Genomic DNA, 24,641 nt, shown 5'->3' with positions numbered 1-24,641 from the left:
GGGCCCGGACGGACGGGGAGCGGAGATACCTTTGATCACGGAGACGCGGCTGCCTGTGGCGCTGCGGGGCTACGACAGGACCCAGGTTGACGCGCTGCTCGAACGCATCACCGCGACACTCCGCCACGGGCGCTGGGGTGTGACCGCCGACGACGTGCGCCGCACCCGGTTCGACATCGTGCTGCGCGGCTACGACCAGCGTGCGGTGGACGAACTGCTACAGGAGGCGATCCGCGAGCTACAGTCGACCGGGCCGATCGGATACCGGCCCCGCCGGCCCCAGGTCCACCCGGGATGGCTGATCGGGTGGATCCAGAACGCGAAGTTCCCCAGCTCAGGGATGCGTGCGGGCTACGACGTCCGAGACGTGGACGCCTTCCTCGACCGCGTCGTCGCCGGCCTGCGCGGGTATGCCGCGCCGATGACCGCCCGCGATATCAGGGAATGCGCCTTTCGTACCGTACGGATAGGCCATGGCTACGACGAGGGCGAGGTCGACCGGTTCCTCCTGCAGCTCGCGGCGGCCCTTGAACGGCACTGACCCGGCTCACGAAGTTATCCACAATCTCGTGCGGGCCTGGCGCCGGCAGTACGGCGCGGGGACTCTGGGTGCATGGACCGCTACGAAGCGCAGCTTCCGATGCTGCGTTCCCTCTTCGGCATCTTCCTCGCCCCGGGGATCACCGAGGCGCTGCTCCGGTTAGCCCGACCCGCCGTCCGGCTTGCCACCGGTGGCGGCGCGAGGGTACGGCTCGGAGGGTCCCCGCTCCTCCCGCCCGGCGAGCCGTGGCCGACCTGGCAGGGCCGCCCGCTCGACTACCTAGGCGCGGTCGACTTCGCCCGGCTGCCGCGCCTGCCCTGCCTTCCGCCTCGGGGCACGTACGCCTTCTACTACGTGAACGACCTGCCCCGTCCCTGGGGTGACGATCCCTCCCAGCGTGGCGCCTGGAGAGTCTTCACCGGCGAGTTGCGCCCCACCGCGGCCCCGCCCGAAGTCACACCTTCGCCGGAGCGCCCTCTCGGGGCAGCCGCCTTCCTGTCGCTCCCCTCACCACAAGAGCCGATCCTGCGGCGACTGGACGGCTCGTACAGCGGCGTCCTCTCCGTGTACGAGCAGCTTTATGCAGCCTGGCAACAGTACGTCTGGCCTGACCACGTCCCCGTTCACCAGGTAGGCGGCTGGCCGGCCCTGGTCCAGCGCCCCCTCGGCCCCGACTGCCACTGCGCCTCCACCGGCCGCGACATCGCAGCCACACCCCTCTCCCCGGAAGAGGCGACGACCCTCGCAGACCAGTGGCGCCTCCTCCTCCAACTCGACTCCGACCCCCACCTCGGCTGGCACTGGGGCGAACCCGGCCGCATCTACTTCTGCACCCATCAAGACGACCCCACGGAATCCACCTGGCTAACCCTCCAAGCCACCCCCTAACCACCACCCAAAGCGTCCACGAGAAGCACCCACTGAGCGCACCCGCCTGAAGCGTCCACCCGAAGCACTCATGCGGACAGTCACCTGAAGCGCCCGCCCGGAGCGCCGACCCAAAGCATCCGTGCGACCCACTCACATGGAGGAGCACTCGCTTGCACCACTCACCCGGAGCACCTGCCCGGAGCGCCCACTCGGAATGCTCACGAAACGCTCAACCGCCCGAACGCCCGGTCGGAAGGGTGTGTCAAGTTAACGGCTGATCTTGGTGGTTGATGTGTTCAGTTGATGGGCGGGGTGAGTCGGCCTTCGAAGGCGATCTGGAAGGCGTTGAGAGGCGCTTTCCAGCGCATGGTCCACCGCTTGCGGCCCTTGCCGGTCGGGTCCAGGGACATCAGCGCCATGTAGATGCACTTCATCGCTGCGGCCTCGTTGGGGAAGTGCCCACGGGCGCGGACGGCCTTGCGGATCCGCGCGTTCACGCTCTCGATCGCGTTCGTGCTGCAGACGACCTTGCGGATCTCCACATCGAAGCGGAGGAAGGGCACGAACTCGGCCCAGGCGTCCGACCAGAGCTTGATGATCGCCGGATACTTCCCGCCCCAGGCCTCCTGGAACTCCAGGAACCGTTCCTCGGCCGCTTCCTGGTTGGCCGCCGTGTAGATCGGCTTGAGCGCACGAGCGATCTTGTCCCAGTCCTGGCGGGCCGCGTAACGGAAGCTGTTGCGCAGCAGGTGAACGATGCAGGTCTGGACAATCGTGCGAGGCCAGAGGGCCTCCACCGCCTCGGGCAGGCCCTTGAGGCCGTCACAGACCAGCATCAGGACGTCCTGGACGCCGCGGTTTTTCAACTCGGTGAACACGTGCAGCCAGTACTTGGCGCCCTCGCCGCCGTCGCCGGCCCAGATGCCCAGGATGTCGCGGTGGCCCTCCACGGTCACCGCCATCACCACATAGATCGGCCGGTTGGCGACCTGCCCATCCCGGATCTTGACATTGATCGCGTCCACGAACAGGACCGGATAGACGCGGTCCAGGGGCCGGTTCTGCCATTCGGCCATGCCGTCCATGACCTTGTCGGTGATGGTGGAGATCGTCTGCTTACAGACCTGGGCGCCGTAGACCTCGGCCAGGTGCGCACTGATCTCCCCGTGCGTGAGGCCCTTGGCCGACAGTGACAGCACCATCTCGTCCACGCCGGTCAGACGGCGCTGCCGCTTGCGCACGATCTGCGGCTCGAAAGTGCCGCCGGTGTCGCGGGGCACCTTGACCTCGACCGGGCCGACATCGGTGAGCACCGTCTTGGCCCGCGTCCCGTTACGGCTGTTGCCGCTGCCCCGGCCCGCCGCATCATGCTTGTCGTAACCGAGGTGATCGGTGATCTCCCCCTCCAGAGCCGACTCCAGCACCCGCTTGGTCAGCTGCTGCAGCAGCCCGCCCTCACCGGTCAGCTGCAGCCCTTGGGTCCGAGCACGGTCCACCAGCATCGCGATCAGCTGCTCCTCCGACGCCGTACCCTGCGGCGCCTGGACCGGCTGCTCCCCGGACTCGTCCTCAACAACGGTGTCAGTCACCTGGCGTCTCCTTGATCATCGGATCCGCCGTTAATTAGACACTCCCGGTCGGAACGCTCACCCGGACCGTCCGCTCGGAGTGCTCCCCGGAGCGTCTGCCGCAAGCACCCGAACCTGAGCCACGCCGAACACGAGCGGCGACCCCGGGCGCCCGCCTGGAGTGCCTGCCTGGGGCGTCCGTTTGGAGTGCTTACCGGAGCGTTTGCCGCAAGCGCCCGGGCCTGAGCAGGCCGAGCATGAGTGGCGACCCCGGGGCGCCCGCTTGGAGTGTCCGTTTGGAGTGCTCACGGGAGTGTCTGTCGCAAGCGCCCGGGCCTGAGGAGGCCGAATACGAGCGGCGACCCCGGAGCGCCTGCTTGGAGTGTCCGTTTGGAGTGCTCACTGGTGCGTTTGCCGGAAGCGCCCGGGCCTTAGGTTGCCGAGTACGGGTGGCGATCCTGGGGCGCCTGCCTGGGGCGTCCGTTTGGAGTGCTCACGGGAGCGTTTGCCGCACGCACCCGGACATGAGCTCGCCGGGCACGAGCGGCGATCCCGGAGCGCCCGCGGAGCGTTCGCTCGGAGTGCTCGCCGGTGCGTTTGCCGGAAGCGCCCGGATTTGGGCAGGCCGAGCACGAGTGGCGACCCCGGGGCGCCTGCCTGGGGCGTCCGCCCGAAGCACCTACCCGGAGTCCTTGCCTTGAGCGCCGGCCCGGAGCCCTCTGTCCAGGGCCGCGATGCCCCAGGGCTTTCCATCCCGAAGTTGGAGGAAGTGAGCTAGCAGTGTCGAACGTCGTCGTAGTCCGTGATCCGGATTCCGGAGGGGCTCATCTACTGGATGGTGATCATTCAGGTCTTGTCGGCCGCTGGTGGAGTGACGGGTCATCTGGGCCGAGTGAGTTTTTTGGTGGGTCAGGTGAGTTCGGCTTGGAGGGTTTCGGTTATGGGGCGGCGGGCGCCCAGGCGGGCTGGAATCGCGGTGAGTGCCGCGACCACGAGTGCGGTCGCCAGCACCAAGGTGAGGACCTGCCAAAGGGAGGGGAACGTGGCCCTGTCGCTCTCACCGTCGGTGATCACCATGATGGCGGCGAACAACCCGTAGCCTCCGGGGAAGATGCCCAGCACGGCGCCGGCAAGTGCGGGGAGGACCTGGGCGGCGGCCAGTCCGGCACTCACCTCGCCAGGGGTCGCGCCCAGGGCGCGTGCGAGTGCGGACGAATGCCGGTTGTCGAGCACGGTCGCCCAGGTGATGAAGACGGCGTTGACCGCCGTCAGGGCGAGCAACGTGACCATCACGATGAGGAGTACACGCCTCAGCAGTTCCACTTGGGTCTCGTCGTAACCGGTGGTGAGCGGCCCGTCGGTGAGAAAGGTGTCAAGGATCAGCGCGACGAAGATTCCGCTGACCGTGATCGCGATGCTGGCCACGGTCAGCACGGCGCGGCGCGGTCGGCGGGCGGAGATCCGCAAGGCGAGGAGCAGCGGGACGGGCAGTCGCGCCGACATCGCGATGAGCCAACCGGTGCGGCGGGGCGGGCGTGCCGAGCCGGCGAGCGCGTTGAGGGTGCTGGAGCGGGCGGCGCGTACGGCCGGGACGACGGTCGCGATCGCCGCGACCATGAGTGCCACCGCGGTCACCGAACCGAACGTGGACCAGGTCATCGACGGTGTGCCCGCGCTACCGATAAGGCCGGCACCGGACTCGGTGAGCAACGGGGCGGTCAGCGATCCGATCGCCAGCCCGGCCACGGCCGCGACGAGGGCCACGAGCAGGTACTCCGCGAGCAGCACGGTGGCGATCAGGCCCGGTGTGCCGCCGACCGCCCTGAGGAGCCCGACGCGCCTGGTCTGGTCCGCCATCCGCCCCCCGACCAGCACCGAAACGCTGGCCACGGCGAGCAGGCCGAGCAGCCAGGCTCCGATCATCAGCAGGATCTGGGTGTCTCTGGCCACTTCGGTGGCCTCGCGGAGGATGTTCTCCCACGGCTCCAGGCGAGGGGCGATGCCCAGGTGCCCCTGGCTTTCGGCCTCGGCGAACGCCTCGGCTTTCCAGGGCTCGGCCAGCTTCAGGTTCATCACGTAGGCCAGGAAGCCCGGGTCCGGCGTAAGGCTCCGCGCATCCGCCTGGGTGAGCCAGACCAGCCCGGGGTTGCGCAATACGTCTGCGGGCAATTCGGCGTCGGCCCGTCCACCGGGAGCGGGGCCGCTCATGCAGGGGAAGATGCAGGACGCCCCCGGGTAGGGCGTCATGGCGGCGGTGACCGCAAGCCCGGCGACCTTGAACGACCGACCGTTCAGGGTGACCGGATCACCAACGCGCGCATCGAGCGCGTTGGCGAAGGCGGCTTCGAGCACCACGCCGCCATTCCTGACCCATCCGCCCTGGACCACTTCGGGCTGGTCGACGGGCGCGGGCGCGGCATCCCGTCCCACGGCTTGCACGTCCGACGTTCGACCGGACGCCTGGAGCTTCGCAGCGGCGACCGGGTACGGGCCGCTGTGGTCGATGACGCCGCGGGCGCCGGTCAGTCTCCGAAGGTCGGTGAGCCGGTCGGCGTCGACGCTGGCCACCACGTCGGGTCCCTTGGTCGCCTCGCGGGTGCTCTGGTACGGGTCGGCTGCCGCGTCCCGCAGGACGAGCCCGAGCGTCAGCGTCGTGGTGGCCGTCACCATGGCGAGCAGCAGCAGCGCCGCCTCACCACGACGCCGCCGCAGGTCACGTGCGGCCAGGCGGGCGACGAGCACCATGCGGCTCACGAGCAGCGCGCGGTGGCCCATGGTCCTCAGTCCTCCAGCCCGACGAAGGCCCCGAGCTGTCCGGTGGTGCCACCGGACAGCCGGGTCTCGTCCACGAAGGCGCCGTCACGCATCGAGATCATCCGGTCCGTGGTCGCCGCGATCCGCGCGTCGTGGGTGACGACGACCAGCGTCTGCCCGGACTGGTGCAGGCTTTCGAAGAGCTGGAGGACGTCCAGGGTGGCGGCGCTGTCCAGGTTCCCGGTCGGCTCGTCCGCGAGAACGACCGACGGCTCGTTGCTCAACGCCCGGGCGATCGCGACCCGCTGCCGCTGGCCGCCCGACAGCGCCGAGGGCAGGAAACGTGCCCGGTCGGCGAGCCCTACCTGCTCCAGCAGCTCCTCCGCACGCCGTCTGGCGGCCCGCGGTGCGCGTCCCGCGAGCAGCGCGGCGAGCTCGACGTTCTCGATGGCGGTGAGTTCTTCCATCAGATGGAATGCCTGGAAGACGAAGCCGACATCGGTGCGCCGCATCCGGGCGAGGGCCCTCTCACCGAGGTCATCGATGCGGCGGCCGTTCAGCGACACCTCTCCACCCGAGGGCCGGTCCAGCCCTCCCAGCAGGTGCAGCAGCGTTGACTTCCCGCAGCCGCTCGGTCCCATCACCGCCACCGTCTCTCCCGCGCCGATGTCGAGATCGACCCCGTCGACGGCGCGCACCAGACCTTCTCCCTTGCCGTACTCCTTTCGCAGCCCACGGGCGCGAAGCACGGGCATCGCGGCGCCGTCGTTCACGATCCGCTCCTTCGGTGGGTCCAGCTCTTCTCACATGCCTCGAGCCAGCGCAGGTCGGCCTGGAGCCGAAGCACGATGCCCTCCAGCAGTAGCGCCGCGTCCCAGCGGTCCCGCGCGGCCATGGCGGCGCGCTGTGCGTCACGCAGCCGGCGCAGCAGTTCGCGGCGCTGGGTGTCGACGATGGCGATCGGGTCCGCCAGCCCGGCCGCCGCGGCCGCGATCAGCTTGAGATGGAACTCCGCGAGGTCGGGTCTGGGCCAGTCCACCTCCGAGATCCACTCGGCGACCCGCCGCTGGCCGTCGGGCGTCAGCGCGTACACCTTGCGATCCGACCGGTCGGCGCCACCCGGAGCCTTTTCCACCGCCACAAGCCCGGCCTTTTCCAGCCGGGTCAGCGTGACGTAGACGTGTCCGGCGTTCATCGCCTCCCCGAAGGGCCCGAGCGCCTCACGCAACCGCGCGCGCAGCTCGTACCCGTGCGAAGGCTCCTTGGCCAGCATCGCCAGGATCACTTCCTGCTGCATGACGCCTCCCGTCTAACCGTTAGCCTAATATAACGGTTATCCCTCCATCCATTGTCAAGCCCCAACGAACGAACCCAACGCCCCGGGACGGACCGGACCCGGCTCAACCAGCGAATTGCGGCAGACCGCGATCCGGCGAATCGCGTCCGCAGCATGACAACCGGTCGGCGGCAGCCCCGGCCCGACCAGCTCCAGTGCTCGCTTCAAGGCGCTGAAGGCTTCCAGCGCTTGGGTGTGCATGTTCCCCCGGGGTCCGCAGCGTGTGAATCGGTTGATGGCATGACAGCGGCCAAGATCGTCTCCCCGTGTACGGCCAGTTCGACTCCCCGCTCGCGGCCATGGGGTTCCCCACGGATGGCCGGAACGGCACTGCTGATCAGCGGAGAGGGCAACGCTGCGTGATGACACCCGGGGGTTCGCAGTGGTCGGGCGCGGCCGGTTGGCCAGGGAACCCTCGCAGGAGCCCAGGTCGGGCTCTGGGGGCAGGTGGATGACCTGCCCGACCTGCGGGGCAGCGCACGGGCTCCCGCCCCTGGCCAAACCGGCCGCTCACGTGACGGAACGTAGCCGCATCCGCGGCCAAATAATTCTCCACGAACTGGCCGCCAGTGGGGAGTCCGAACTGGCCACCAACAGTGGCAGCCTCGGTCCGACCTGCTCTGGTGCTTGTTTCAGAGCGCTGAGGATTTGCAGCGCTTGGGTGCATGGTCCCCCGGGGTTCGCAGCTTGAGATTCGGTTGGTGGTAGTCCCGGCTCGGCCAGTTCCAGTGCTTGTTTCGAGGTGGTGAGGGTTTGCAGCGCTTGGATGTGCATGTCTCCCCGGGGTCCGCAGCGTGTGAATCGGTTGGTGGCGGCCTCGGCTCGGCCAGCTCTGGTGCTTGTTTTAGAGCGCTGAGGGTTTGCAGCGCTTGGGCGTGCATGTCCCCCCGGATCCGGTTGGCCGGAGGGGTGGCTTGGCTGCGTGGTTGTGGGCTGGTGCCTTGGTGATGCGGTCGGGTGGCTGAGCGCCTGTGGCGGGTTGGTTGTGGCGGTGGGATGTGCCTTTTCGTTGCGCGGGCGTTGGGATGGGTTGGTGGTGGGAGCGGTGCGAGAATGCGCGGCATGGGTGACTGCGTGTTCTGCGAGATCATTCAAGGGGAGCGGCCTGCGCACATGGTGTTGGAGTGTGCCGATGCCGTGGCGTTCCTGGACTCTCGTCCGCTTTTCAAGGGGCATGTGCTGCTGGTCCCGCGTGAGCACGTGGAGACGTTGACGGACCTGCCGGGGGAGATGCTCGGGCCGTTCTTCGGGTATGCGCAGCGGCTGGCGGGCGCGATGGAGTCCGCGCTCGGTGCGGCGGGGTCGTTCGTGGCGATGAACAACCGGATCAGCCAGAGCGTGCCGCACCTTCATGTGCACGTGGTGCCGCGCAACCGCAAGGACGGCCTGCGCGGGTTCTTCTGGCCGAGGCACAAGTACGCCTCCGATGAGGAGGCGGCGGAGTACGCGGAACGGCTGCGCTCGGCCCTCTCAGCCTAGGGCCGTCACCGCGGCCACGAAGGGTTCGATGAAGGGCGGGCCCTTGGCGGGGCGGTCCTTCGGTGAGTCGGCTCCCCCCGTGAGCCTCCCGCGTGTCTCCCGGCGGAGCGTGGCGTGCTCGTACAGGTCGCGTTCGGCTCTGTCCAGCGCGGCGGACAGCACGTACTGCTCGACCGTCCAGCCGACGAGTTCGGCCGCCTTGCGGATCGCGAGGCCCTGGTTCCCCGACACCGGGACCTCGATGCGATCGTTGGGGGCGGCGATGGGAAGGTCCTGCTGAACCGACTCAGACATGGCCGGTCTCCTTCCTGGCAGCACTTAAAAGTACGCCGGGGGAGACCCCGTCGGCATCATCATCGAGAATGATCCTGCGGACGGCGCGGGTCAGCGGGTGCCCCAGGAGTAGGTCTGCTTGCGCAGCTTCAGGTAGACGAAGCTCTCGGTGGACACCACGCCGGGGACGGCGCGGATGCGGCCGAGGAGCTCCAGTAGCTGACCGTCGTTCTCGCAGACCAGTTCCAGCAGGATGTCGAACGAGCCGGCGGTGATGACGACGTAGTCGATCTCGTCGATGGCGGCCAGGTCGTCGGCGGCGCGCTCCAGGTCGCCCTCGCACTTGACGCCGATCATCAGTTGCCGGGAGAAGCCCAGCATCAGCGGGTCGGTGACGCCCACGATCTGCATCACGCCCGCGTCCAGGAGCTTCTGCACGCGCTGCCGGACGGCGGCCTCCGACAGCCCGACGGCCTTGCCGATGGCGGCGTAGGAGCGGCGGCCGTCCTGCTGGAGCTGCTCGATGATGCGCTTGGCGGTCTCGTCGAGCTGGACGCTCGCACGGCGGTCCATCGTCCTCATTCCTCGCTGCGGCATCGTGGCTGTTGTCCGTGTGCGTCAAGTGATTTAGTCGTGAAACTGGATCGTAACAACGGAATCACTTGTCATGACCGGATGGCTCTGTCAAGGTCGGGCCAATGGGACGCATCGGATGCGCGGCCATCAGGGAGGGTCGGCGATGACCGGACAGACCACCGGCAATGGCAAGCTGCGCAACTTTATCGGCGGAGAGTACGTCGACGCCAAGGATGGGCGTGTCCAGGAGGTGATCGACCCGAGCACCGGCGAGGCGTACGCGCAGGCCCCGGTGTCGGGTCCCGAGGATGTGGACGCTGCGTTCCGCGCCGCCGAGGAGGCGTTCCCGGCGTGGCGTGACACGACCCCGGGGGAGCGTGGCCTCGCGCTGCTGCGGATCGCGGACGCGGTCGAGGCCAGGGCGCGGGAACTGGTGGACGTGGAGGTGCGCGACACCGGCAAGCCGGTCCAGCTGACCCTGGACGAGGAGATCCCGCCCATGGTGGACAACCTCAGGTTCTTCGCGGGGGCGGCCAGGGTCCTCGAAGGCCGCGCGTCGGGCGAGTACATGGCCGACCACACCTCCTCGGTCAGGCGTGAGCCGATCGGCGTGTGCGCCCAGGTGACGCCGTGGAACTACCCGTTGATGATGGCGATCTGGAAGTTCGGCCCGGCGCTGGCCGCGGGCAACACGGTGGTGCTGAAGCCGTCGGAGACCACGCCCGCCAGCACCCTGCTGCTCGCCGAGATCGCGGCCGGGTTCCTGCCGTCCGGCGTGTTCAACGTGGTGTGCGGCGACCGCGACACCGGACGGGCGATGGTGGACCATCCCGTCCCGCGGATGGTGTCGATCACCGGGAGCGTCCGCGCGGGGATGGAGGTGGCCGCGGCGGCGGCCAAGGACCTCAAGCGCGTCCACCTCGAACTGGGCGGCAAGGCGCCGGTCGTGGTGTTCGAGGACGCGGACGTGGAGAGCGCCGCCGCCGGGATCGCCGAGGCCGGGTACTTCAACGCGGGCCAGGACTGCACCGCCGCGACGCGGGTGCTGGTGGCGGAACGTCTCGCGGACGACTTCACCGACGCGCTGACCGAGGCGGCGCGCGGCACCGCCGTCGGCCCTCCGAGCGACCCCGACGCCTACTACGGCCCGGTCAACAACGCGGACCAGCTCGCCCGCGTCCAGGGGTTCCTGGAACGTGCCCCCGCCCACGCCGAGGTCCTGACCGGCGGCGAGAGGGTGGGCGACCGGGGGTACTTCTTCGCCCCGACCGTGGTCTCCGGGCTGCGCCAGGACGACGAGATGATCCAGAAGGAGATCTTCGGCCCGGTGATCACCGTCCAGCGGTTCGCGTCCGAGGAGCAGGCGGTCACCTGGGCGAACGGGGTGGACTACGGTTTGGCGGCCAGCGTCTGGACCCGCGACCATGGACGGGCGATGCGGATGACCAAGGCGCTCGACTTCGGAGCGGTGTGGGTGAACACCCACATCCCGCTGGTGTCGGAGATGCCGCACGGCGGCTTCAAGCACTCCGGCTACGGCAAGGACATGTCGATGTACGGCGTCGAGGACTACACCCGCGTCAAGCACGTCATGCACTACATCGGCGAGTGACGCGCCCGGCACACCCCGCGAAGGACCCACCATGGCCGAGACCGATCACCACGCGACGGCGTCCACGCCCGTCCGGCCCCCCGTCGACGGGCACGACGAGCCCGCCGGTCAGGAGGGGACCGCCGGGACAAGGGGACGGGACGACGGCGCCGCCCCGGCGATCGAGCTCGACGGGGTGGTCAAGGAGTTCCACGCGCGCGGCGAGACCGTCGTGGCGGTCCGGGGCCTGGACCTGGCGATCCCGCAGGGGGAGTTCTTCTCGCTGCTCGGACCGTCCGGCTGCGGCAAGACCACCACGATGCGGGTGATCGCCGGGTTCGAGGAGCCCACCGCCGGGCGGGTGCTGCTGCACGGCCGCGACGTCACCGGGGTGCCGCCGAACCGCCGGGACGTGAACATGGTGTTCCAGTCCTACGCCCTGTTCCCGCACATGAACGTCTTCGAGAACGTGGCGTTCGGGCTGCGCCGCAAGCGCGTCCCGAAGGACGAGATCCGGTCGAGGGTCGGCGCGATGCTGGAGATCGTCGACCTGGCGGGGCGGGAGCGGCGGCGGCCCGCGGAGCTGTCGGGCGGCCAGCAGCAGCGGGTGGCGCTGGCCCGCGCCCTGGTGAACCGGCCCCGGGCGCTCCTCCTGGACGAGCCGCTCGGCGCGCTCGACCTCAAGCTGCGGCAGGCCATGCAGGTGGAGCTGAAGCGGATCCAGCGCGAGGTCGGGGTCACGTTCGTGTACGTCACGCACGACCAGGGCGAGGCGCTGACGATGTCGGACCGGATCGCGGTCATGAACGACGGCCGGATCGAGCAGCTCGGCACCCCACGCGAGATCTACGAGCATCCGGCGACCCGGTTCGTGGCGGGGTTCATCGGCACGTCCAACCTGCTCGCCGGCGAGGTCGCCGAGGTCTCCTCGGGACGGGCGGTGATCGCGCACGGCCCGGACGGCCGCGTGCTCGTCCCGCTGCGTCCCGGCCTGCCGGTGTCCGCGGGGGACCGGCTGGAGCTGACGGTACGGCCGGAGAAGATCGGCATCGGCCCGGACCGGCCCGCCGAGGCACTGTGCGGCGTCCGCGGCACCGTCTCCGAGGTGGTCTACCTGGGCACCTCGACCAACTACAACGTGATCACGGCCGCCGGGTCCGACATGGTCGTCTTCACGCAGAACGCCACCTCGGCCGACGACGTCGCCGCGCGGGGCGACACCGTCTGGCTGTCCTGGGACCCGCGGCACTCCTACGCCATCGCAGCCACTTCAGGAGCCCAAGGAGCACTCACGTGAGCCCGATCGACCCCTCGCTCCTGCGCGGCCTCACCCAGCCCCGCATCCGCACCGCCGTCCCCGCGATCCCCTCCGCCCACGCCGTTCGCAGCCGCCGTGACGTTCTGCGTCTCATGGGCGCGTCCGGGGCCGGTCTCGCCCTGGCCGCCTGCGGGGTCGAGGGCAAGGGCGGCAAGCAGAACGTGACGCGGAACGACGTCCAGAAGTACTGGGCGGGCAAGACCAAAAAGGGCGTCCTGCGCTGGGCGAACTGGCCCGGCTACATCGAGGAGGACCGCGCCACGCTCAAGGCGTTCGAGAAGGCCAACGGCATCAAGGTGACCTACCAGGAGGTCATCCAGGAGAACGCGCAGTGGTTCGGGCGGATCCAGGCGCCGCTGGCGGCCGGGCAGGACATCGGCTTCGACCTGATGGTCATGACCAACGGGATCCAGCTGGAGAAGTGCCGGCAGCTCGGTTACCTCGCGCCGCTGGACCACTCGCGGCTGAAGACCTTCGCGGCCAACGCCGGGGCCGGCTTCAAGAACCCGTCGTACGACCCCGGCAACGCGTTCACGATCCCGTACGTCTCGGGGATCACCGGGATCGCGTACAACACCGAGTTCGTCAAGGACGAGATCACCAGCATCGCGCAGCTCTTCGACCCCAAGTACAAGGGCCGGGTCGGGATGATGGCCGACTCGCAGGAGCTGGGCAACTTCGCGATGTTCGCGCTCGGGATCGACCCGGAGAAGTCCACCCCGGCGGACTGGCAGCGGGCCGGCGCCAAGCTGCGCGAGCAGCGCGACGCCGGGATCGTCCGCAAGTACTACAACCAGGACTACGTGGACGCGGTCAGCAAGGGCGACGTCTGGCTGGCGATGGCCTGGTCGGGGGACGTCTACAGCCTGGCGGGCCCGAATGTGAGGTTCGTGGTGCCGAGGGAGGGCGGCACGCTGTGGACCGACAACCTGTGCATCCCCAAGACCGCCGCCAACCCGGTCGACGCGCTGACCCTCATGGACTGGCTCTACGACCCGCGGAACAACGCGACGCTGACGGAGTACATCAACTACATCACCCCCGTCCCGGCCACCAAGCCGATCATCGAGGAGCACGCCCGCGCGGCCAGGGGTGAGGAGAAGGCCGACCTGGAACGGCTCAGCACCAGCCCGCTGGTGTTCCCGTCCCAGGCGGACCTGGCGCGGCTGCGCAACTACCGCAAGCTCACCCAGGCCGAGGAGACCGAGTACCAGAAGATCTTCGAGCCCATCCCGAAGGGCTCCTGATGGCCGTCCTGACGGGACGTCCCGAGGGCGAGGGCGCGGCGCCGCAGGGTCCGCCGGAACGGCACGGGCGGTCAGGGCGCGCCCCCAAGGGCGAGGCCGGACGCAGAGGCGGGCTCGCCCCGTACGCGCTGCTGCTGCCGGGCGGGCTGTGGCTGCTGGCGTTCTTCGCGATCCCGCTGGTCCTCATGGTCTCGCTGTCGTTGCAGACAGGGAACCTGATCGACGGGTTCCAGCAGACCTTCCACTGGAGGAACTACACCGACGGGCTCGCGACGTACCAGGACCATTTCCTGCGCTCCCTCTGGTACGGGCTGGTGGCCACGCTGCTGTGCATCGCGCTGTCGTACCCGGCCGCGTACTGGATCGCGTTCCGCGCCGGGGACCGCAAGAACGCCTACCTGTTCCTGCTGGTCCTGCCGTACTTCGTCTCGTTCATCCTGCGCACGGTGGCGTGGAAGCTGGTGCTGACCGACAACGGGCCGATCCTGGGGCCGTTGCGGGGCTGGGGGCTGCTGCCGGACGGCTTCCACGTGCTCGACACGGGCGTGGCCGTGGTGACCGGGCTCGCCTACAACTTCCTGCCGTTCATGGCGCTGCCGATCTACGTGGCGCTGGAGCGGATCGACCCGCGCGTGGTGGAGGCCGCCTACGACCTGTACGCGTCCCGCGCGCAGACCTTCCTGCGGGTGATCCTGCCGCTGTCGCTGCCCGGCGTCTTCGCCGGTGTGATCATGACGTTCGTCCCGGTGGCCTCGGACTATGTCAACGCCGAGGTGCTGGGCGGCCCCCGCAACACCATGATCGGGAACGTCATTCAGGCGGAGTACTTCGACAACAGCGCCTACCCGATGGCCTCCGCGCTGTCGTTCACGCTCATGGCGATCCTGCTGCTGGGGATCTTCGCGTACGCGCGGGCCCTGGGCACCCAGGACGTCCTGGAGGCGGCCCGGCGATGACGACGAGGACGAGGCTTCGCCTGCGGGGACAGGGCCTGCGGATCTACACCTACCTGCTGGTCGGCTGGCTGGTGCTGCCGATCGCGGTCATGATCCTGTTCGGGTTCAACGACACCCACAGCAAGCAGAACTTCCGGTGGGAGGGCTTCACGCTCCGCTGGTACGCGGACCTGTTCGCCCGCGCCGACCTCACCACCGCGCTGGTCAACTCGCTGACGATCGCCCTGCTCAGCACCCTGATCACGACCGTGCTCGGGACGCTGGCGGGGCTGGCGCTCGGCCGGTTCGCCTTCCGCGGCCGGGGCGCGACCACGCTGGTGCTGTTCATGGCGATCTCCTGCCCGGAGATCGTGATGGGCGCGGCGCTGCTGTCGATGTTCGTGACGTTCAACCTGCCGCGCGGGTACGGCACCATCCTGGCCGCGCACGTGATGTTCTCGATCGCCTTCGTCGCCGTCACCGTGCGGGCGCGGGTGAGCGTGCTCGACCCCGCCGTCGAAGAGGCCGCGCAGGACCTCGGGGCCGGGCCGTGGACCCGGTTCCGGCTGGTCACCCTGCCGATGATCATGCCGGGGGTGGTCGCGGGCGCGCTGCTGGCGTTCGTGCTGTCCATCGACGACTTCGTCATCACCAACTTCACCAGCGGCGCCACGGTGACGTTCCCGCTGTGGATCTACGGCTCCACCAGGACGGGCACGCCGCCGCAGGTCAACGTGATGGGCACGCTGATCTTCGCGGTGGGGGTGCTGATCGCCGTCGTCGTCGCCCGCCGCGCCTCCGGCACCGCCGCGCGCGCCTCGCGGCCGGACACCGCCGGCGAGCCCTGACGGGGACGGCGGTCAGGGCAGCGGCGCCAGCCCGCAGTGGAACGACGACGTCTCCAGGATCTCGGACGTGACCCGGACGCCCGTGAGGTTCTCGGCCAGCGCGAACGCCGCGTGGAAGCGCCGCTCGTCGCCGTCGAGGTCGAACCCGGCGGCCCGCATCGCCTCCAGCGGCTCGTCCGGCGTGCTGCCCTCGCGGCGGGACGGGACGTTCGGGTCGAACGAGGCGCGTACGTCCCCGTCCTCCGCCCAGGAGAACCGTCCGGAACCCCCGGCGCCCCGCTGGTGCGCCACCAGCCGGGTGCCCGCCGACAGCGCGACGACCGCCTCCTCGGTCACGCCGACACGCCCGCCCGCCTCCACGGCCAGCGCCCACGCCCCGTCCACGATCGTGACGGCGATCAACTGCTCGTCGGCGGTGTCGAGGTCGAGCGCGGACAGCCCTCCGATCCCGGTGACATGCGGGCCGTTGGTGCGGGCACCCAGCCGCGCCAGCACCTACGGCGGGCTCAGCCCGCTGACCAGCGTCAGGCAGTACGCTTCGGCCAGCTTGGGGAAACTCCGCTCGAACCAGGCGTAATCGGCAGCGGTCGCGACCATGACGGGATGCTGCCAGATGTCACCGACAATCGGGACTCCCGCGCGACACGGACTTCATTCTCGCGCGGGAGTCACTGATGGCATCTATAGTCTCGTGCGTGAGTGAGGATCGGGACGCCTGGGACGAGTTGCACGCCGCGGGGTTCCTGCACGGGCTGCGCGAGGCCCATCTTGAGGCGACCCTGGCCGTGTTCGGCGGGCTGAGCCGCGCCGCCGGGTTCACGGACCGCTCGTTCGGGTTCACCGCCTACGACGTGCTGGCCAGCCAGGTCGACCGGGTGTTCCGGGACGATCCGGCGGTGACGCGCGACGACCTGAACGGGTCCCCGGGATGGCGGCGCGGGCGGTACCGCGTCCTGCTCAAACGGCACGAGTTCGGCGCCGTCCGCGCCATCCGGTGGGACCGCGACAGCCCCACCAAGCAGATGGTGGCGCGGCAGGGCTTCGCCGGCGAGGCGCAGCTCGCGCTCGACCTGGTGCTCGACTCGGGGACGCGGATCGGCCACGATGCCGCCGAGCCGGTGACGCTGGTCCTCGCCCACAGCGCCAGCGAGGAGCCGCTGGAGCTGGAGCTGTTCCTGGGGCGTCCCCGGCTGAACGCCGACGGCGGCGATCCGTGGCACTGGCTGCTGGAGCTGAGCGGCGACGCACTCGGCCCCGACCCCCGCCGCAGGCCCGCCGAGCGGACCATCCCGCTCTGGACGGACGACGAGCCCGGCCCGCTCGACGGCGAGGACGTCCCCATGCGGCTCCGCGACACCCGCCGCGCCGCCGGTGGCACGGCGTCGTGAGCGACCGCGTCACGGAGGCGCGTCTGCTGTTCGACTGCGAACGGCTGACGCTCGCCCGCCGCCTGCGCGGCCTCCGCAAGAACCAGCTCGCCCAGGCGGTCGGGACGACACCCACCGCGATCGGCCAGTACGAGGCGGGGGTGCACCGCCCGTCGGAGAAGACGCTGTCGCGGCTGGCGATCGCGCTGGGCGTCCCCGTGGAGTTCTTCCATGCCGGCCGGAGCCCGGTCACGCTCGACTCGGCGCACGCGCATTTCCGGTCGCTGCGCTCGACCACGCAGATCGAACGCGACCAGGCGCTCGCGTACGGCAGGATCGCCGCCGACATCGTCGGGGCCCTGGAGGACCTCGTGGAGTTCCCGGCGGCCGAGCTGCCCGAACGTCCCGTTCCCCCCGACGAGATCGCCGGGCGCGGCCCGGTCGAGGCGGCCCGGCTCGCACGGGAGGCGCTGCTCGGCGGTGGCGGCGCCCCCGTCCCGCACATGGTGCGGTTGCTGGAGCGCAACGGTGTGATCGTGCTGATCCTGCCGCCGTCCACCGAACGGGTGGACGCGTTCAGCATCGGCGCGCACCCACGCCCCATGGTGCTGTTCAACCCGGCCAAGGGCGACTACTGGCGCAACCGGTTCGACGGCGCGCACGAGCTGGGCCACCTCGTGATGCATGCCGACGCCGAGCCCGGCAGCAAGGTCATCGAGGACCAGGCGCACCGGTTCGCCGCCGAGTTCCTGATGCCGGAGGACGCCATCGCCCCGGAGCTGCCCCGCACCGCCGACTGGTCCCGGCTGGCCGTGCTCAAGGCTACGTGGGGGGTCAGCATGGCCGCGCTTCTCTACCGCGCCCGGACGCTCGGCATCATGAAGGAGGTCACGTACCGGAACGCGATGAGCACCATGGCGGCACGCGGCTGGCGCCGCCAGGAGCCGGGCCCGCCCAAGCCGCTCGAAGCCCCCACGATGCTCACCCGCGCGGTGGAACTGACCGCCGCCTCCGGAACCGACCGCGACGCCCTGGCCGAACGCGCCCGAGTAACCCGAGCCGACCTGGACCTCCTAGTCCCACCCCGCTCCCGACCCACACTGAACACCTGAGAACATCGCAATCAAGTACCAGGTGTCCAGCCGGTGGGCTTCGGCCCGCTCGCCGATCTCCGCGATCAGCGATCGCGTCCGAAGGCAGGTTTCGAGCTTGCGAGAAACCTGATCGCGTAGCGAGCCCCTGGGCGAGTCGGAGCGATGCAGCGATCGCCGCAAGCACGACAAGCGACGAGCCGCCAAGGCGAGGAGCGCAGCTCGCACCTGCCATAAGGAGGAGCGCAGCTTGCAGATGCGATAAACACTTCTTGAAACTACCTCAGCCCGTCACCCCAGCTCCGAACGGTCGCCCGGGCGTTGCGATCGCGTCCGAAGGCAGGTTTCGAGCTTGCGAGAAACCTGATCGCGTAGCGAGCCTCTAGGCGAGTCGGAGCGATGCAGCGATCGCGCGCAGGTGCGACAAGCGACGAGCCGCCAAGGCGAGGAGCGCAGCTCGCACCTGCCATAAGGAGGAGCGCAGCTTGCAGATGCGATAAACACTTCTTGAAACTACCTCAGCCCATCATCCCAGCCCCGAACGGTCGCCCGGGCGTTGCGATCGCGTCCGAAGGCAGGTTTCGAGCTTGCGAGAAACCTGATCGCGTAGCGAGCCTCTAGGCGAGTCGGAGCGATGCAGCGATCGCGCGCAGGTGCGACAAGCGACGAGCCGCCAGGCGAGGAGCGCAGCTCGCACCTGCCATAAGGAGGAGCGCAGCTCGCAGATGCGATAAACACTTCTCGCAACTACCTCAGCCCATCACCCCAGCCCCGAACGGTCGCCCAGGCGTTGCGATCGCGTCCGAAGGCAGGTTTCGAGCTTGCGAGAAACCTGATCGCGTAGCGAGCCTCTAGGCGAGTCGGAGCGATGCAGCGATCGCCGCAAGCACGACAAGCGAGGAGCGCCAGCGACGAGCGCAGCTCGTGCTTGCAATAAGCACAGCGCAGCTCGTGCTTGCCAATCAATCCGGCGATTCTTCTTCGGCGCCGAAGATCACTCCGGAGACTTCCAGGTAGAGCTGTTCGGGGTAGGGCATGAAGCCGACGTTGCGGAGGGCCTGTTTCTGGCCGGCGGATTCCATGACGAATTCGCCGTATCCGAGCAGGCGTCCGCCGAGTGACCGTTCCAGTGCGATGTCGGTGACCTTGGACAGTGGCATCATCGCGACGTTGCGGTTGAGCACGCCGCTGATGACCATGACCCGGTGTTCGGTGACGAGGAAGAACTCGACCGACCAGGCGATGACCTTCCAGACGAGGTAGCCGATGGTGACGAGCCAGAGCCACCAGATCCACATGAGGTTGCCCAAGGTGGCGACGAAGCCGCACAGGACGAGGCCGCCTACGACGGCCAGGAGGGGTGGTAGCAGGACCGCGGGGTGTCTGCGTACGGCGATGACGCGTCCCTCGTGGGACATCAGGTACTTGTCGACCGTCCGCGAACCGGAGTCGCGGTAGACCATCAGGTCCTGCATGTTCACGGCGGCATCCCCATCATGATCCGTCGAGGTCAACGGTAGCCGACGCCGTACCCGCCGCGCAGCGTCGCCGGGGTGAGGACGGTCGGGTCACTTGTGCGTGCGGGTACGGCCGCACAGGATGTTGGCATGGCCGAGCGAAGCGAGGGCATGAGCGACGGCCCTTCGGGGAAGCCGTGGGGGGCGGGGCCGCCGCGACAGGACCGCCCTGACGGCACGCATGAGCGTCCGCGTCCCGGCCCTCCGGAGGACAAGCTTCTGGTCTCCCGCCCTCGGCCCCCGGCCGTTCCCCCTGGGGACGGTGCGCCCGCCGAGCCTGCGGATGAGCGGGCGCGGGGTGCCGCAGGGGAGTTCGCTCCGGATGTGACCGGGCGCCCCGTATGGCGGTTGCTCCTGCGCGGTCTCGGCGTGTACTTGCCCGGCTGGAGGCATCCCGCGGGTGCGTTACGCCTGCCCGAGTCGCCGTCCACGCAGAGCTCGTACGGGTTCGGGCCGCCCGCGTTCTTGAACGGGGACGCGGGGTTCGGGTTGCATCTGCGGGATCGGCGGCGCGGGCTGGAACCGGATCGCGAGATCTACGTGCGTGGGCGGGAGGACCGCAGCTTCGGCATCGTCATCGCGGGCCCGGCCGCCGCGATCGGGACCCGGGTCGTGGACGCGGCCGAGCTGTTCCGTTACGCGCGCATGCTGACGTTCGAGGAACTGGTCGAACCCGGCGACCCGGATTCGGTGCCGTACGCGGTGCGCGCCGCACGGGCCGTGCAGAACGTGGTCTTCCTCGACCGCGCGGCGGGGGTCGGGTTGTGCGCGGAGGCCGACCCGGAGAGCCAGGCGGTGCGGTGCCCGGTGTTCGTGCGGATCGGCCCGCCGTCGCAGCGGACGGTACGGGCCTATGGTGTGGCGGCCCAGGTGGTGAGGTCCCAGAGCTGATGCGACGGCAGCCGCCGTAGCCGGACGGTGGCGGCCGAGGGGTCCCAGAAGACCTCGTCGCTCTCCATTTCCAGTGACTGCGCCGGGGAGAGCACCGCGCACAGCAGTTCGTCCCGGGTGCGCACCGCCATGAGCGGGCCGATCTGCGCGATCGCGCCATGGCTTTCGTGCAGTGTCCGCAGCAGCGACTTGAGCGCCGCCTCGTCCTCGGGCTGGCGGGATGGTTCGACCCCCGGCGGCAGTCCCGCGGCGCCCTGGCCCGGCCGTGTCCTGGCGATGGATCCCGGAGGCGGCGTGCCGTTACCCGGCAGGTCGGCGCCCGTCGAGATCAGCAGGGCGGTGAAGCTTCCGACGAGGTCCTCGGCGTTCTGCCCGGCGAGGAAGTAGCGGCGCTGCGCGGGGGTGCCCGGGAGGGCGCCGCCGTCGCCGTCGGAGACGCGGAACCGGACGCTGAGCCCGGACGAGCGCACGCACCGCTCGTACATCTCGACGAGGATGTCCTCCAGTTGCGTGTCACGCGTCCACAACCGGCCGGTGGCGCGGACCGCGGCGCCGTCGCCCGCGGCGGGGTCGCGGGGACGCCCGGTGAGCGCCGCGGTCACCGACTCGTCCAGCTCGCCCTCGGTGAACCGCAGCAGTTCGGCGACGACGTCCTCGACCTCCTCCAGCGTCCTGGTGAGGGTGCGCTGGAGCTCCAGGATCTCGTTGCCGCTGCGTTCCAGGTCGGTCAGCCGGTCGAGGGCGGTGTCGACCTTGCTCTCCACCGCGGCGGCGCCCGCCCGAGTGAACGAGCGCACCGACGTCTCCATCTCGGCCAGCTTGCGGCGCAGCGCGGCCAGGGTGATGCGCTGCTTCTCCAGGTCGTGCAGCCGCCCGGCCTGCGCCCGCAGGTACTCGTCGGCCTGGTGGACGAGCGTGGCCAGCTCCTCGACCTGGACGGACTGGGAGCGCAGCCGCTCGTCCAGCCGCGGCAGCGTGTCCCGCTTGACCTTCGACAGCTCGGCGGTGAGCTGCTCGCCCACCGTGACGAGCACGTTGTTCTGCTTGCTCACCTGGTCGTTCAGCTCGTCGATGCGGCGGACGAACGCGCGGGCCTGGTCCTTGCTCTGCTTGCCCGCGTACAGTTCGAGCGCTCCGACCACGAGGCACATCACGACCAGGATGACCGTCGTCATGGAACTCCTCGCAGCCGGCCCATGATTGACATTAACGGATGGGGTTTTGATCGCGACCATAACTTACGATCAGGTGCGCATACCGACACTTACGTAACCGACTGATCTCACTGACCGCGGGGCCCTGGGACGTGACGTCAGTCGCAGCCCTCGAACTGCGGCACGGTCGTGGTCACCTTCAGCCCGACGGGGGTGAACCACTTCCTCAGCAGCCGTTCCGCGGTCCCGTCCTGGTACATCCGCGTGATCGCCTGGTTCACCGCGGTGCACCCGTCGAGGTCGCCGCGCGCGATGCCGATCCCGTACGGCTCGTCGGAGAACGGCGCGTTCACGATCCGCAGCCGTTTGCCGGTGCCGCCCGCGGCGCCGGACGTGGCCGCCAGCCCCGCCAGGATCAGGTCGTCGGTGGAGACGGCGTCCAGCCGCCCGCCGAGCAGTTGCTCCAGGCAGCCGGTGTAGCCGGGCGCGTCCTGTGCCCGCACGTCCACGCCCCGCTCCTCCCGGACGCGGGGGAAGGAGACCGAGCCCGGCACCCGGCACAGCCGCCGTCCGGCGAGGTCGTGCACGTCCCGGATGGCGGGCGCGTCGGTCGCGCGGACGAGGATGTCCTGGTGGGCGACGTAGTACGAGCCGGCGAAGGCCACCTTGGTCTTGCGGTCCTGGGTGATGGAGTAGCTCGCCACCACCAGGTCGACCGCACCGGTCTGGATCATGGATTCGCGGGTGGCGGACGTGACGGGCCTGAAGGTGACCGTGGCGCCGAGCCGACCGGCGATGTACCGTGCCACGTCGATGTCGAAGCCCTCGTACGTCCCGTCGGCCGTGCGGGAGGAGAGGCCGGGCTGGTCCCCGTTCACCCCGATGACCAGCGACTTGGCGTCGGCGACGGAGTTTCTCCCGGAGACCGTCCCGCAGCCCGCCGTCGCCAGCACGGTGGCCGCGCCGGCGACGGCCAGGCCCACGCGTGTCGCGACGCCCCTCACCGGTACTCCGCCAGCCGGGGACGGACGCCCGCCAGGACGAGCCCGATCAGGACCAGGCCCGCGATGGGCAGGCCCACGTCCCATCCCCTCGTCCCGTCGTCGCCCTTCTTGACCGCGTCGTCGAACGCCCTGCCGTGGATGGCGATCAGCCGTTGCATGGCCGCGTCGTACTGGGCGAAGACACGGTCGGAGGACTGGCCGCCGCCCAGGCGCGCCTCGATGGCGGCGTCCCGCTGCCCGGCCCGCGCCAACTGCCGCACCCGCGAGTCGCTCTGCTGGAACATGCGGTACGTCTCCAGCACGTCATCGAAGGCGTTCAGGTGCCCGGGCAGCATGTTGTGCTCGGCCTCGCGGCCGAGGAAGCCGAGGAAGCGGGTCCTGACGATCTCGCCGTCGGCCAGGTCCCGCTGGATGGCCGTGTTGTAGCGGTCGACGTTGCTGCCTTCGGACCGGTACAGCACCGACTGCGACTTGCTCAGGTAGACCTGCTCGTAGGTGTCGGCGCGGCCCGGGTCGAGCAGGTACCGGGTCTGGTCGGCGTTGGCGCTGGTGCTGATGGCGCGCGCCCTCGACAGCGCCAGGATCGAGTCGAACCCGTCCGCCTTGGCGGTGCGCAGGTGGCCGAGCTGGCCCACCAGCATCGCCGAGCTGGCCACCAGCAGGATCACCGTGGCGGCGGTCACGCCGGCCAGCGCCGGGTTCAGCATCCGGCGGAACCGCCGGTACAGGAACAGTTGCAACAGGACCAGCAGTCCCAGCGCCACGAACCCCAGGACGATCACCCAGAACTGGCCGGCCAGCACGGCCCGCCGCTCGGACTCGTACGTCGTGCGCACCAGCGTGCCGTTGTCGAGCGTCAGGTTGTACGCCTTGGGCAGCAGGTCCAGCTTCATCAGGTCGGTGGCCTGCCGGTAGATCCCGATGACGTCCCCCGGCGGCGGTCCCGCCCGGTGCGCGGCGCGCTCGTCGAGCAGCAGCGCCTGCCCGGCCAGCCGTTCGTACCGGGCCAGCGCGTTCAAAGACTCGCGTGCGGTGCGTTCCTCGGTGGGCTCGTCGGCCAGCTTCGCCGCGCGCAGCAGCGCGTCGCCCGCGGCCAGCCGGCTCTGGTCGAAGCGGGCCAGCGCGTCCGAGCGCCGCATCCCCAGGTCCGCGGTGTTCCCGATGAGCAGCGCGTTGGCGAGCTGCGCGTCCATCTGGGTGAGGTGGAAGTACAGGTTGCCGGTGGCCACGACCTGCGGTCCCGCGTCGTGCCCGATGACCCGTACGCCGTCGCGGGCGTTGCCGACCGTCACGGCCGTCACGGCGATGAGCGCGGCGAGCGCCACCACCACGGCGCCGGTCAGCGCGCGCACCCGCCCCGCGACCGTCCGCGGCAGCGGTGTGCGCCTGCGGCGCTCGGACGGCGAGGGAGAGGGCCGCCGCACGCTCCGCCCGTGGGACCCTCCTGGACGTACGGGCGCCGACGATCCGGGCCGAGGGGACACGGGTTGGGCGGCCGGGGCCGGCTGTACGGCCGTCATGACGCCTTACCCTCCCGAGAGGACGAGCCCTCGCTCCCGTCGGTCATGATGCCTTCCTCAAAGTGATCGTGGTCCAGACACCGACGTGGATGCGGTCGCCGTCGCCGACCGGCACCTCGGTGTTGACCGGGATGGTCGTGGTCGAGCCGTTGAGGCAGGTTCCGTTGCGGGATCCCGGGTCGACCAGCGCCCACGTCCCGCCGGGACGGGCCAGCAGCACGGCGTGCATGTGCGAGACCCCGGGGTCCTCGGGCGCGACGCGCAGGTCGATCTCCGGGGCGATGCCCTTGGTGACGCTGCCCCGTCCGATGCGGACCTGCTCGCCGTGGAGCGGGACGCGGCGTTCCGGGCAGTACGGCGGAAACGCGATCACCCCCGCGTCCGGTTCCAGCTCGGCGACGACCGCCTCGTAGTAGTCGCGGTCGGCGGTGATGACCGCCACCCACTCCCCGGGGCCGGGCGCGGGCCGGGGCGGTGCCCCCTCAGGTGCGGGGGGCGCCTCCGGTACGGGTGCGGGAGGCGGCTCGGAGGGAGGCGCCGGCGTGGGCTTGCCTCCGCCGAGCGCGAAGTCGTACCCGCACTCCTCGCAGAACCGGTCCGTCTTCGGGGTGCCGCAGTCAGGGCAGGGGACCTCGCTGGACACCGCCGAGATCTCGACGGTCGCCGTGGGGGGCGGAACCGATGGGGCGCCGATCCGCTCGCCGCAGACGTCGCAGTAGTCCGAGGCGGCGGACGTGTGGCCAGCGGGGCAGGTCGCCATG

22 protein-coding genes and 1 pseudogene are annotated in these 24,641 nt (G+C 69.9%); 11 read left to right on the top strand and 12 right to left on the bottom strand.

Features of this window, described 5'->3' with window-relative positions; all coding sequences use genetic code 11:
- Window positions 1–31: 31 nt before the first annotated feature.
- Both QSK21_RS22760 and QSK21_RS22755 read left to right on the top strand, forming a co-directional pair.
- Window positions 32–541 (top strand): DivIVA domain-containing protein, encoded by a 510-nt coding sequence (locus QSK21_RS22760; protein WP_285698716.1) that lies wholly within the window; start codon window positions 32–34, stop codon window positions 539–541.
- 72 nt (window positions 542–613) lie between these two features.
- Window positions 614–1,429, top strand: a complete 816-nt coding sequence (locus tag QSK21_RS22755; protein WP_285698715.1) for a DUF1963 domain-containing protein — start codon at window positions 614–616, stop codon at window positions 1,427–1,429.
- Window positions 1,430–1,707: 278 nt separating this feature from the next.
- Here QSK21_RS22755 and QSK21_RS22750 read toward each other — a convergent pair whose 3' ends face one another.
- The 4 genes from QSK21_RS22750 to QSK21_RS22735 form a co-directional block, all read right to left on the bottom strand.
- Complete coding sequence (locus QSK21_RS22750; RefSeq protein WP_285698882.1) at window positions 1,708–2,913, bottom strand: IS256 family transposase; 1,206 nt, start codon at window positions 2,911–2,913, stop codon at window positions 1,708–1,710.
- 975 nt (window positions 2,914–3,888) lie between these two features.
- The gene (locus QSK21_RS22745; RefSeq protein ID WP_285698713.1) at window positions 3,889–5,754 is read right to left on the bottom strand and encodes an ABC transporter permease; all 1,866 of its coding nucleotides are present in this window, start codon (window positions 5,752–5,754) and stop codon (window positions 3,889–3,891) included.
- Window positions 5,755–5,759: 5 nt separating this feature from the next.
- Window positions 5,760–6,488, bottom strand: a complete 729-nt coding sequence (locus tag QSK21_RS22740; RefSeq protein WP_502871591.1) for an ABC transporter ATP-binding protein — start codon at window positions 6,486–6,488, stop codon at window positions 5,760–5,762.
- Between the two features lie 14 nt (window positions 6,489–6,502).
- A complete protein-coding gene (locus QSK21_RS22735; protein ID WP_285698710.1) occupies window positions 6,503–7,030 on the bottom strand; it encodes a PadR family transcriptional regulator in 528 nt (175 codons plus the stop codon).
- A gap of 1,101 nt (window positions 7,031–8,131) precedes the next feature.
- Here QSK21_RS22735 and QSK21_RS22730 point away from each other — a divergent pair.
- Window positions 8,132–8,548 (top strand): HIT family protein, encoded by a 417-nt coding sequence (locus QSK21_RS22730; protein WP_285698708.1) that lies wholly within the window; start codon window positions 8,132–8,134, stop codon window positions 8,546–8,548.
- On the opposite strand, the gene QSK21_RS22725 is transcribed toward QSK21_RS22730, so the two are convergent.
- Window positions 8,540–8,842, bottom strand: a complete 303-nt coding sequence (locus QSK21_RS22725) for a type II toxin -antitoxin system TacA 1-like antitoxin (protein WP_285698707.1) — start codon at window positions 8,840–8,842, stop codon at window positions 8,540–8,542. The two genes, QSK21_RS22730 and QSK21_RS22725, sit on opposite strands and share 9 nt — an antisense overlap.
- Window positions 8,843–8,932: 90 nt before the next feature.
- Window positions 8,933–9,394: an Lrp/AsnC family transcriptional regulator gene (locus tag QSK21_RS22720; RefSeq protein ID WP_285698706.1), complete on the bottom strand. Its 462-nt coding sequence runs from the start codon at window positions 9,392–9,394 to the stop codon at window positions 8,933–8,935.
- A gap of 166 nt (window positions 9,395–9,560) precedes the next feature.
- Here QSK21_RS22720 and QSK21_RS22715 point away from each other — a divergent pair, with 166 nt between their 5' ends.
- The 5 genes from QSK21_RS22715 to QSK21_RS22695 are packed head-to-tail and all read left to right on the top strand — an operon-like array spanning window position 9,561 to window position 15,336.
- Entirely contained in the window at window positions 9,561–11,009 is a 1,449-nt protein-coding gene (locus tag QSK21_RS22715) for a gamma-aminobutyraldehyde dehydrogenase (protein WP_285698705.1), read from the top strand.
- Between the two features lie 31 nt (window positions 11,010–11,040).
- Window positions 11,041–12,285: an ABC transporter ATP-binding protein gene (locus tag QSK21_RS22710; RefSeq protein WP_285698704.1), complete on the top strand. Its 1,245-nt coding sequence runs from the start codon at window positions 11,041–11,043 to the stop codon at window positions 12,283–12,285.
- Window positions 12,282–13,553 (top strand): polyamine ABC transporter substrate-binding protein, encoded by a 1,272-nt coding sequence (locus tag QSK21_RS22705; RefSeq protein WP_285698703.1) that lies wholly within the window; start codon window positions 12,282–12,284, stop codon window positions 13,551–13,553. The genes QSK21_RS22710 and QSK21_RS22705 overlap by 4 nt, the downstream gene beginning before the upstream one ends.
- Complete coding sequence (locus tag QSK21_RS22700; RefSeq protein ID WP_285698702.1) at window positions 13,553–14,509, top strand: ABC transporter permease; 957 nt, start codon at window positions 13,553–13,555, stop codon at window positions 14,507–14,509. The genes QSK21_RS22705 and QSK21_RS22700 overlap by 1 nt, the downstream gene beginning before the upstream one ends.
- Complete coding sequence (locus tag QSK21_RS22695; protein WP_285698701.1) at window positions 14,506–15,336, top strand: ABC transporter permease; 831 nt, start codon at window positions 14,506–14,508, stop codon at window positions 15,334–15,336. Before QSK21_RS22700 ends, QSK21_RS22695 begins: the two co-directional genes overlap by 4 nt.
- A gap of 12 nt (window positions 15,337–15,348) precedes the next feature.
- Here QSK21_RS22695 and QSK21_RS22690 read toward each other — a convergent pair.
- Window positions 15,349–15,933 (bottom strand): annotated as a pseudogene (locus QSK21_RS22690) (DUF6461 domain-containing protein).
- 98 nt (window positions 15,934–16,031) lie between these two features.
- On the opposite strand from QSK21_RS22690, the gene QSK21_RS22685 reads away from it, so the two are divergent.
- Complete coding sequence (locus QSK21_RS22685; protein ID WP_285698700.1) at window positions 16,032–16,724, top strand: hypothetical protein; 693 nt, start codon at window positions 16,032–16,034, stop codon at window positions 16,722–16,724.
- A complete protein-coding gene (locus QSK21_RS22680; RefSeq protein ID WP_285698699.1) occupies window positions 16,721–17,815 on the top strand; it encodes an XRE family transcriptional regulator in 1,095 nt (364 codons plus the stop codon). The genes QSK21_RS22685 and QSK21_RS22680 overlap by 4 nt, the downstream gene beginning before the upstream one ends.
- Window positions 17,816–18,756: 941 nt before the next feature.
- Here the strand turns inward: QSK21_RS22680 and QSK21_RS22675 are convergent.
- Complete coding sequence (locus tag QSK21_RS22675; protein WP_285698881.1) at window positions 18,757–19,269, bottom strand: PH domain-containing protein; 513 nt, start codon at window positions 19,267–19,269, stop codon at window positions 18,757–18,759.
- A gap of 366 nt (window positions 19,270–19,635) precedes the next feature.
- Here QSK21_RS22675 and QSK21_RS22670 point away from each other — a divergent pair, with 366 nt between their 5' ends.
- Window positions 19,636–20,202 (top strand): hypothetical protein, encoded by a 567-nt coding sequence (locus QSK21_RS22670; protein WP_285698698.1) that lies wholly within the window; start codon window positions 19,636–19,638, stop codon window positions 20,200–20,202.
- Here the strand turns inward: QSK21_RS22670 and QSK21_RS22665 are convergent.
- The 4 genes from QSK21_RS22665 to QSK21_RS22650 form a co-directional block, all read right to left on the bottom strand.
- Entirely contained in the window at window positions 20,163–21,377 is a 1,215-nt protein-coding gene (locus QSK21_RS22665) for a hypothetical protein (protein WP_285698696.1), read from the bottom strand. The genes QSK21_RS22670 and QSK21_RS22665 overlap by 40 nt on opposite strands.
- Window positions 21,378–21,514: 137 nt before the next feature.
- Window positions 21,515–22,360 (bottom strand): glutamate ABC transporter substrate-binding protein, encoded by an 846-nt coding sequence (locus tag QSK21_RS22660; RefSeq protein ID WP_285698695.1) that lies wholly within the window; start codon window positions 22,358–22,360, stop codon window positions 21,515–21,517.
- Complete coding sequence (locus QSK21_RS22655) at window positions 22,357–23,784, bottom strand: GlnX family signal transduction membrane protein (protein ID WP_285698694.1); 1,428 nt, start codon at window positions 23,782–23,784, stop codon at window positions 22,357–22,359. Before QSK21_RS22655 ends, QSK21_RS22660 begins: the two co-directional genes overlap by 4 nt.
- A gap of 139 nt (window positions 23,785–23,923) precedes the next feature.
- On the bottom strand, window positions 23,924–24,640 hold the full coding sequence (locus QSK21_RS22650; RefSeq protein ID WP_285698693.1) for an FHA domain-containing protein: 717 nt from the start codon (window positions 24,638–24,640) through the stop codon (window positions 23,924–23,926).
- Between the last annotated feature and the right edge of the window lies 1 nt (window position 24,641).

Origin of the sequence: Actinomadura sp. NBRC 104412, assembly GCF_030269515.1 — a bacterium.
Lineage (GTDB): Bacteria > Actinomycetota > Actinomycetes > Streptosporangiales > Streptosporangiaceae > Spirillospora.
Note: the sequence above shows the minus strand (reverse complement) of the source record. Positions and strands in the feature narration are given on the sequence as shown.

Bases quoted from the DNA above. Each gene is read 5' to 3' on its own strand.
- QSK21_RS22720 (WP_285698706.1), bottom strand. From the start codon at position 9,394: ATGGACCGCCGTGCGAGCGTCCAGCTCGACGAGACCGCCAAGCGCATC.
- QSK21_RS22715 (WP_285698705.1), top strand. From the start codon at position 9,561: ATGACCGGACAGACCACCGGCAATGGCAAGCTGCGCAACTTTATCGGC.
- QSK21_RS22725 (WP_285698707.1), bottom strand. From the start codon at position 8,842: ATGTCTGAGTCGGTTCAGCAGGACCTTCCCATCGCCGCCCCCAACGAT.
- QSK21_RS22650 (WP_285698693.1), bottom strand. From the start codon at position 24,640: ATGGCGACCTGCCCCGCTGGCCACACGTCCGCCGCCTCGGACTACTGC.
- QSK21_RS22740 (WP_502871591.1), bottom strand. From the start codon at position 6,488: ATGCCCGTGCTTCGCGCCCGTGGGCTGCGAAAGGAGTACGGCAAGGGA.
- QSK21_RS22735 (WP_285698710.1), bottom strand. From the start codon at position 7,030: ATGCAGCAGGAAGTGATCCTGGCGATGCTGGCCAAGGAGCCTTCGCAC.
- QSK21_RS22745 (WP_285698713.1), bottom strand. From the start codon at position 5,754: ATGGGCCACCGCGCGCTGCTCGTGAGCCGCATGGTGCTCGTCGCCCGC.
- QSK21_RS22755 (WP_285698715.1), top strand. From the start codon at position 614: ATGGACCGCTACGAAGCGCAGCTTCCGATGCTGCGTTCCCTCTTCGGC.
- QSK21_RS22695 (WP_285698701.1), top strand. From the start codon at position 14,506: ATGACGACGAGGACGAGGCTTCGCCTGCGGGGACAGGGCCTGCGGATC.
- QSK21_RS22710 (WP_285698704.1), top strand. From the start codon at position 11,041: ATGGCCGAGACCGATCACCACGCGACGGCGTCCACGCCCGTCCGGCCC.
- QSK21_RS22675 (WP_285698881.1), bottom strand. From the start codon at position 19,269: ATGCAGGACCTGATGGTCTACCGCGACTCCGGTTCGCGGACGGTCGAC.
- QSK21_RS22665 (WP_285698696.1), bottom strand. From the start codon at position 21,377: ATGACGACGGTCATCCTGGTCGTGATGTGCCTCGTGGTCGGAGCGCTC.
- QSK21_RS22730 (WP_285698708.1), top strand. From the start codon at position 8,132: ATGGGTGACTGCGTGTTCTGCGAGATCATTCAAGGGGAGCGGCCTGCG.
- QSK21_RS22750 (WP_285698882.1), bottom strand. From the start codon at position 2,913: ATGCTGGTGGACCGTGCTCGGACCCAAGGGCTGCAGCTGACCGGTGAG.
- QSK21_RS22700 (WP_285698702.1), top strand. From the start codon at position 13,553: ATGGCCGTCCTGACGGGACGTCCCGAGGGCGAGGGCGCGGCGCCGCAG.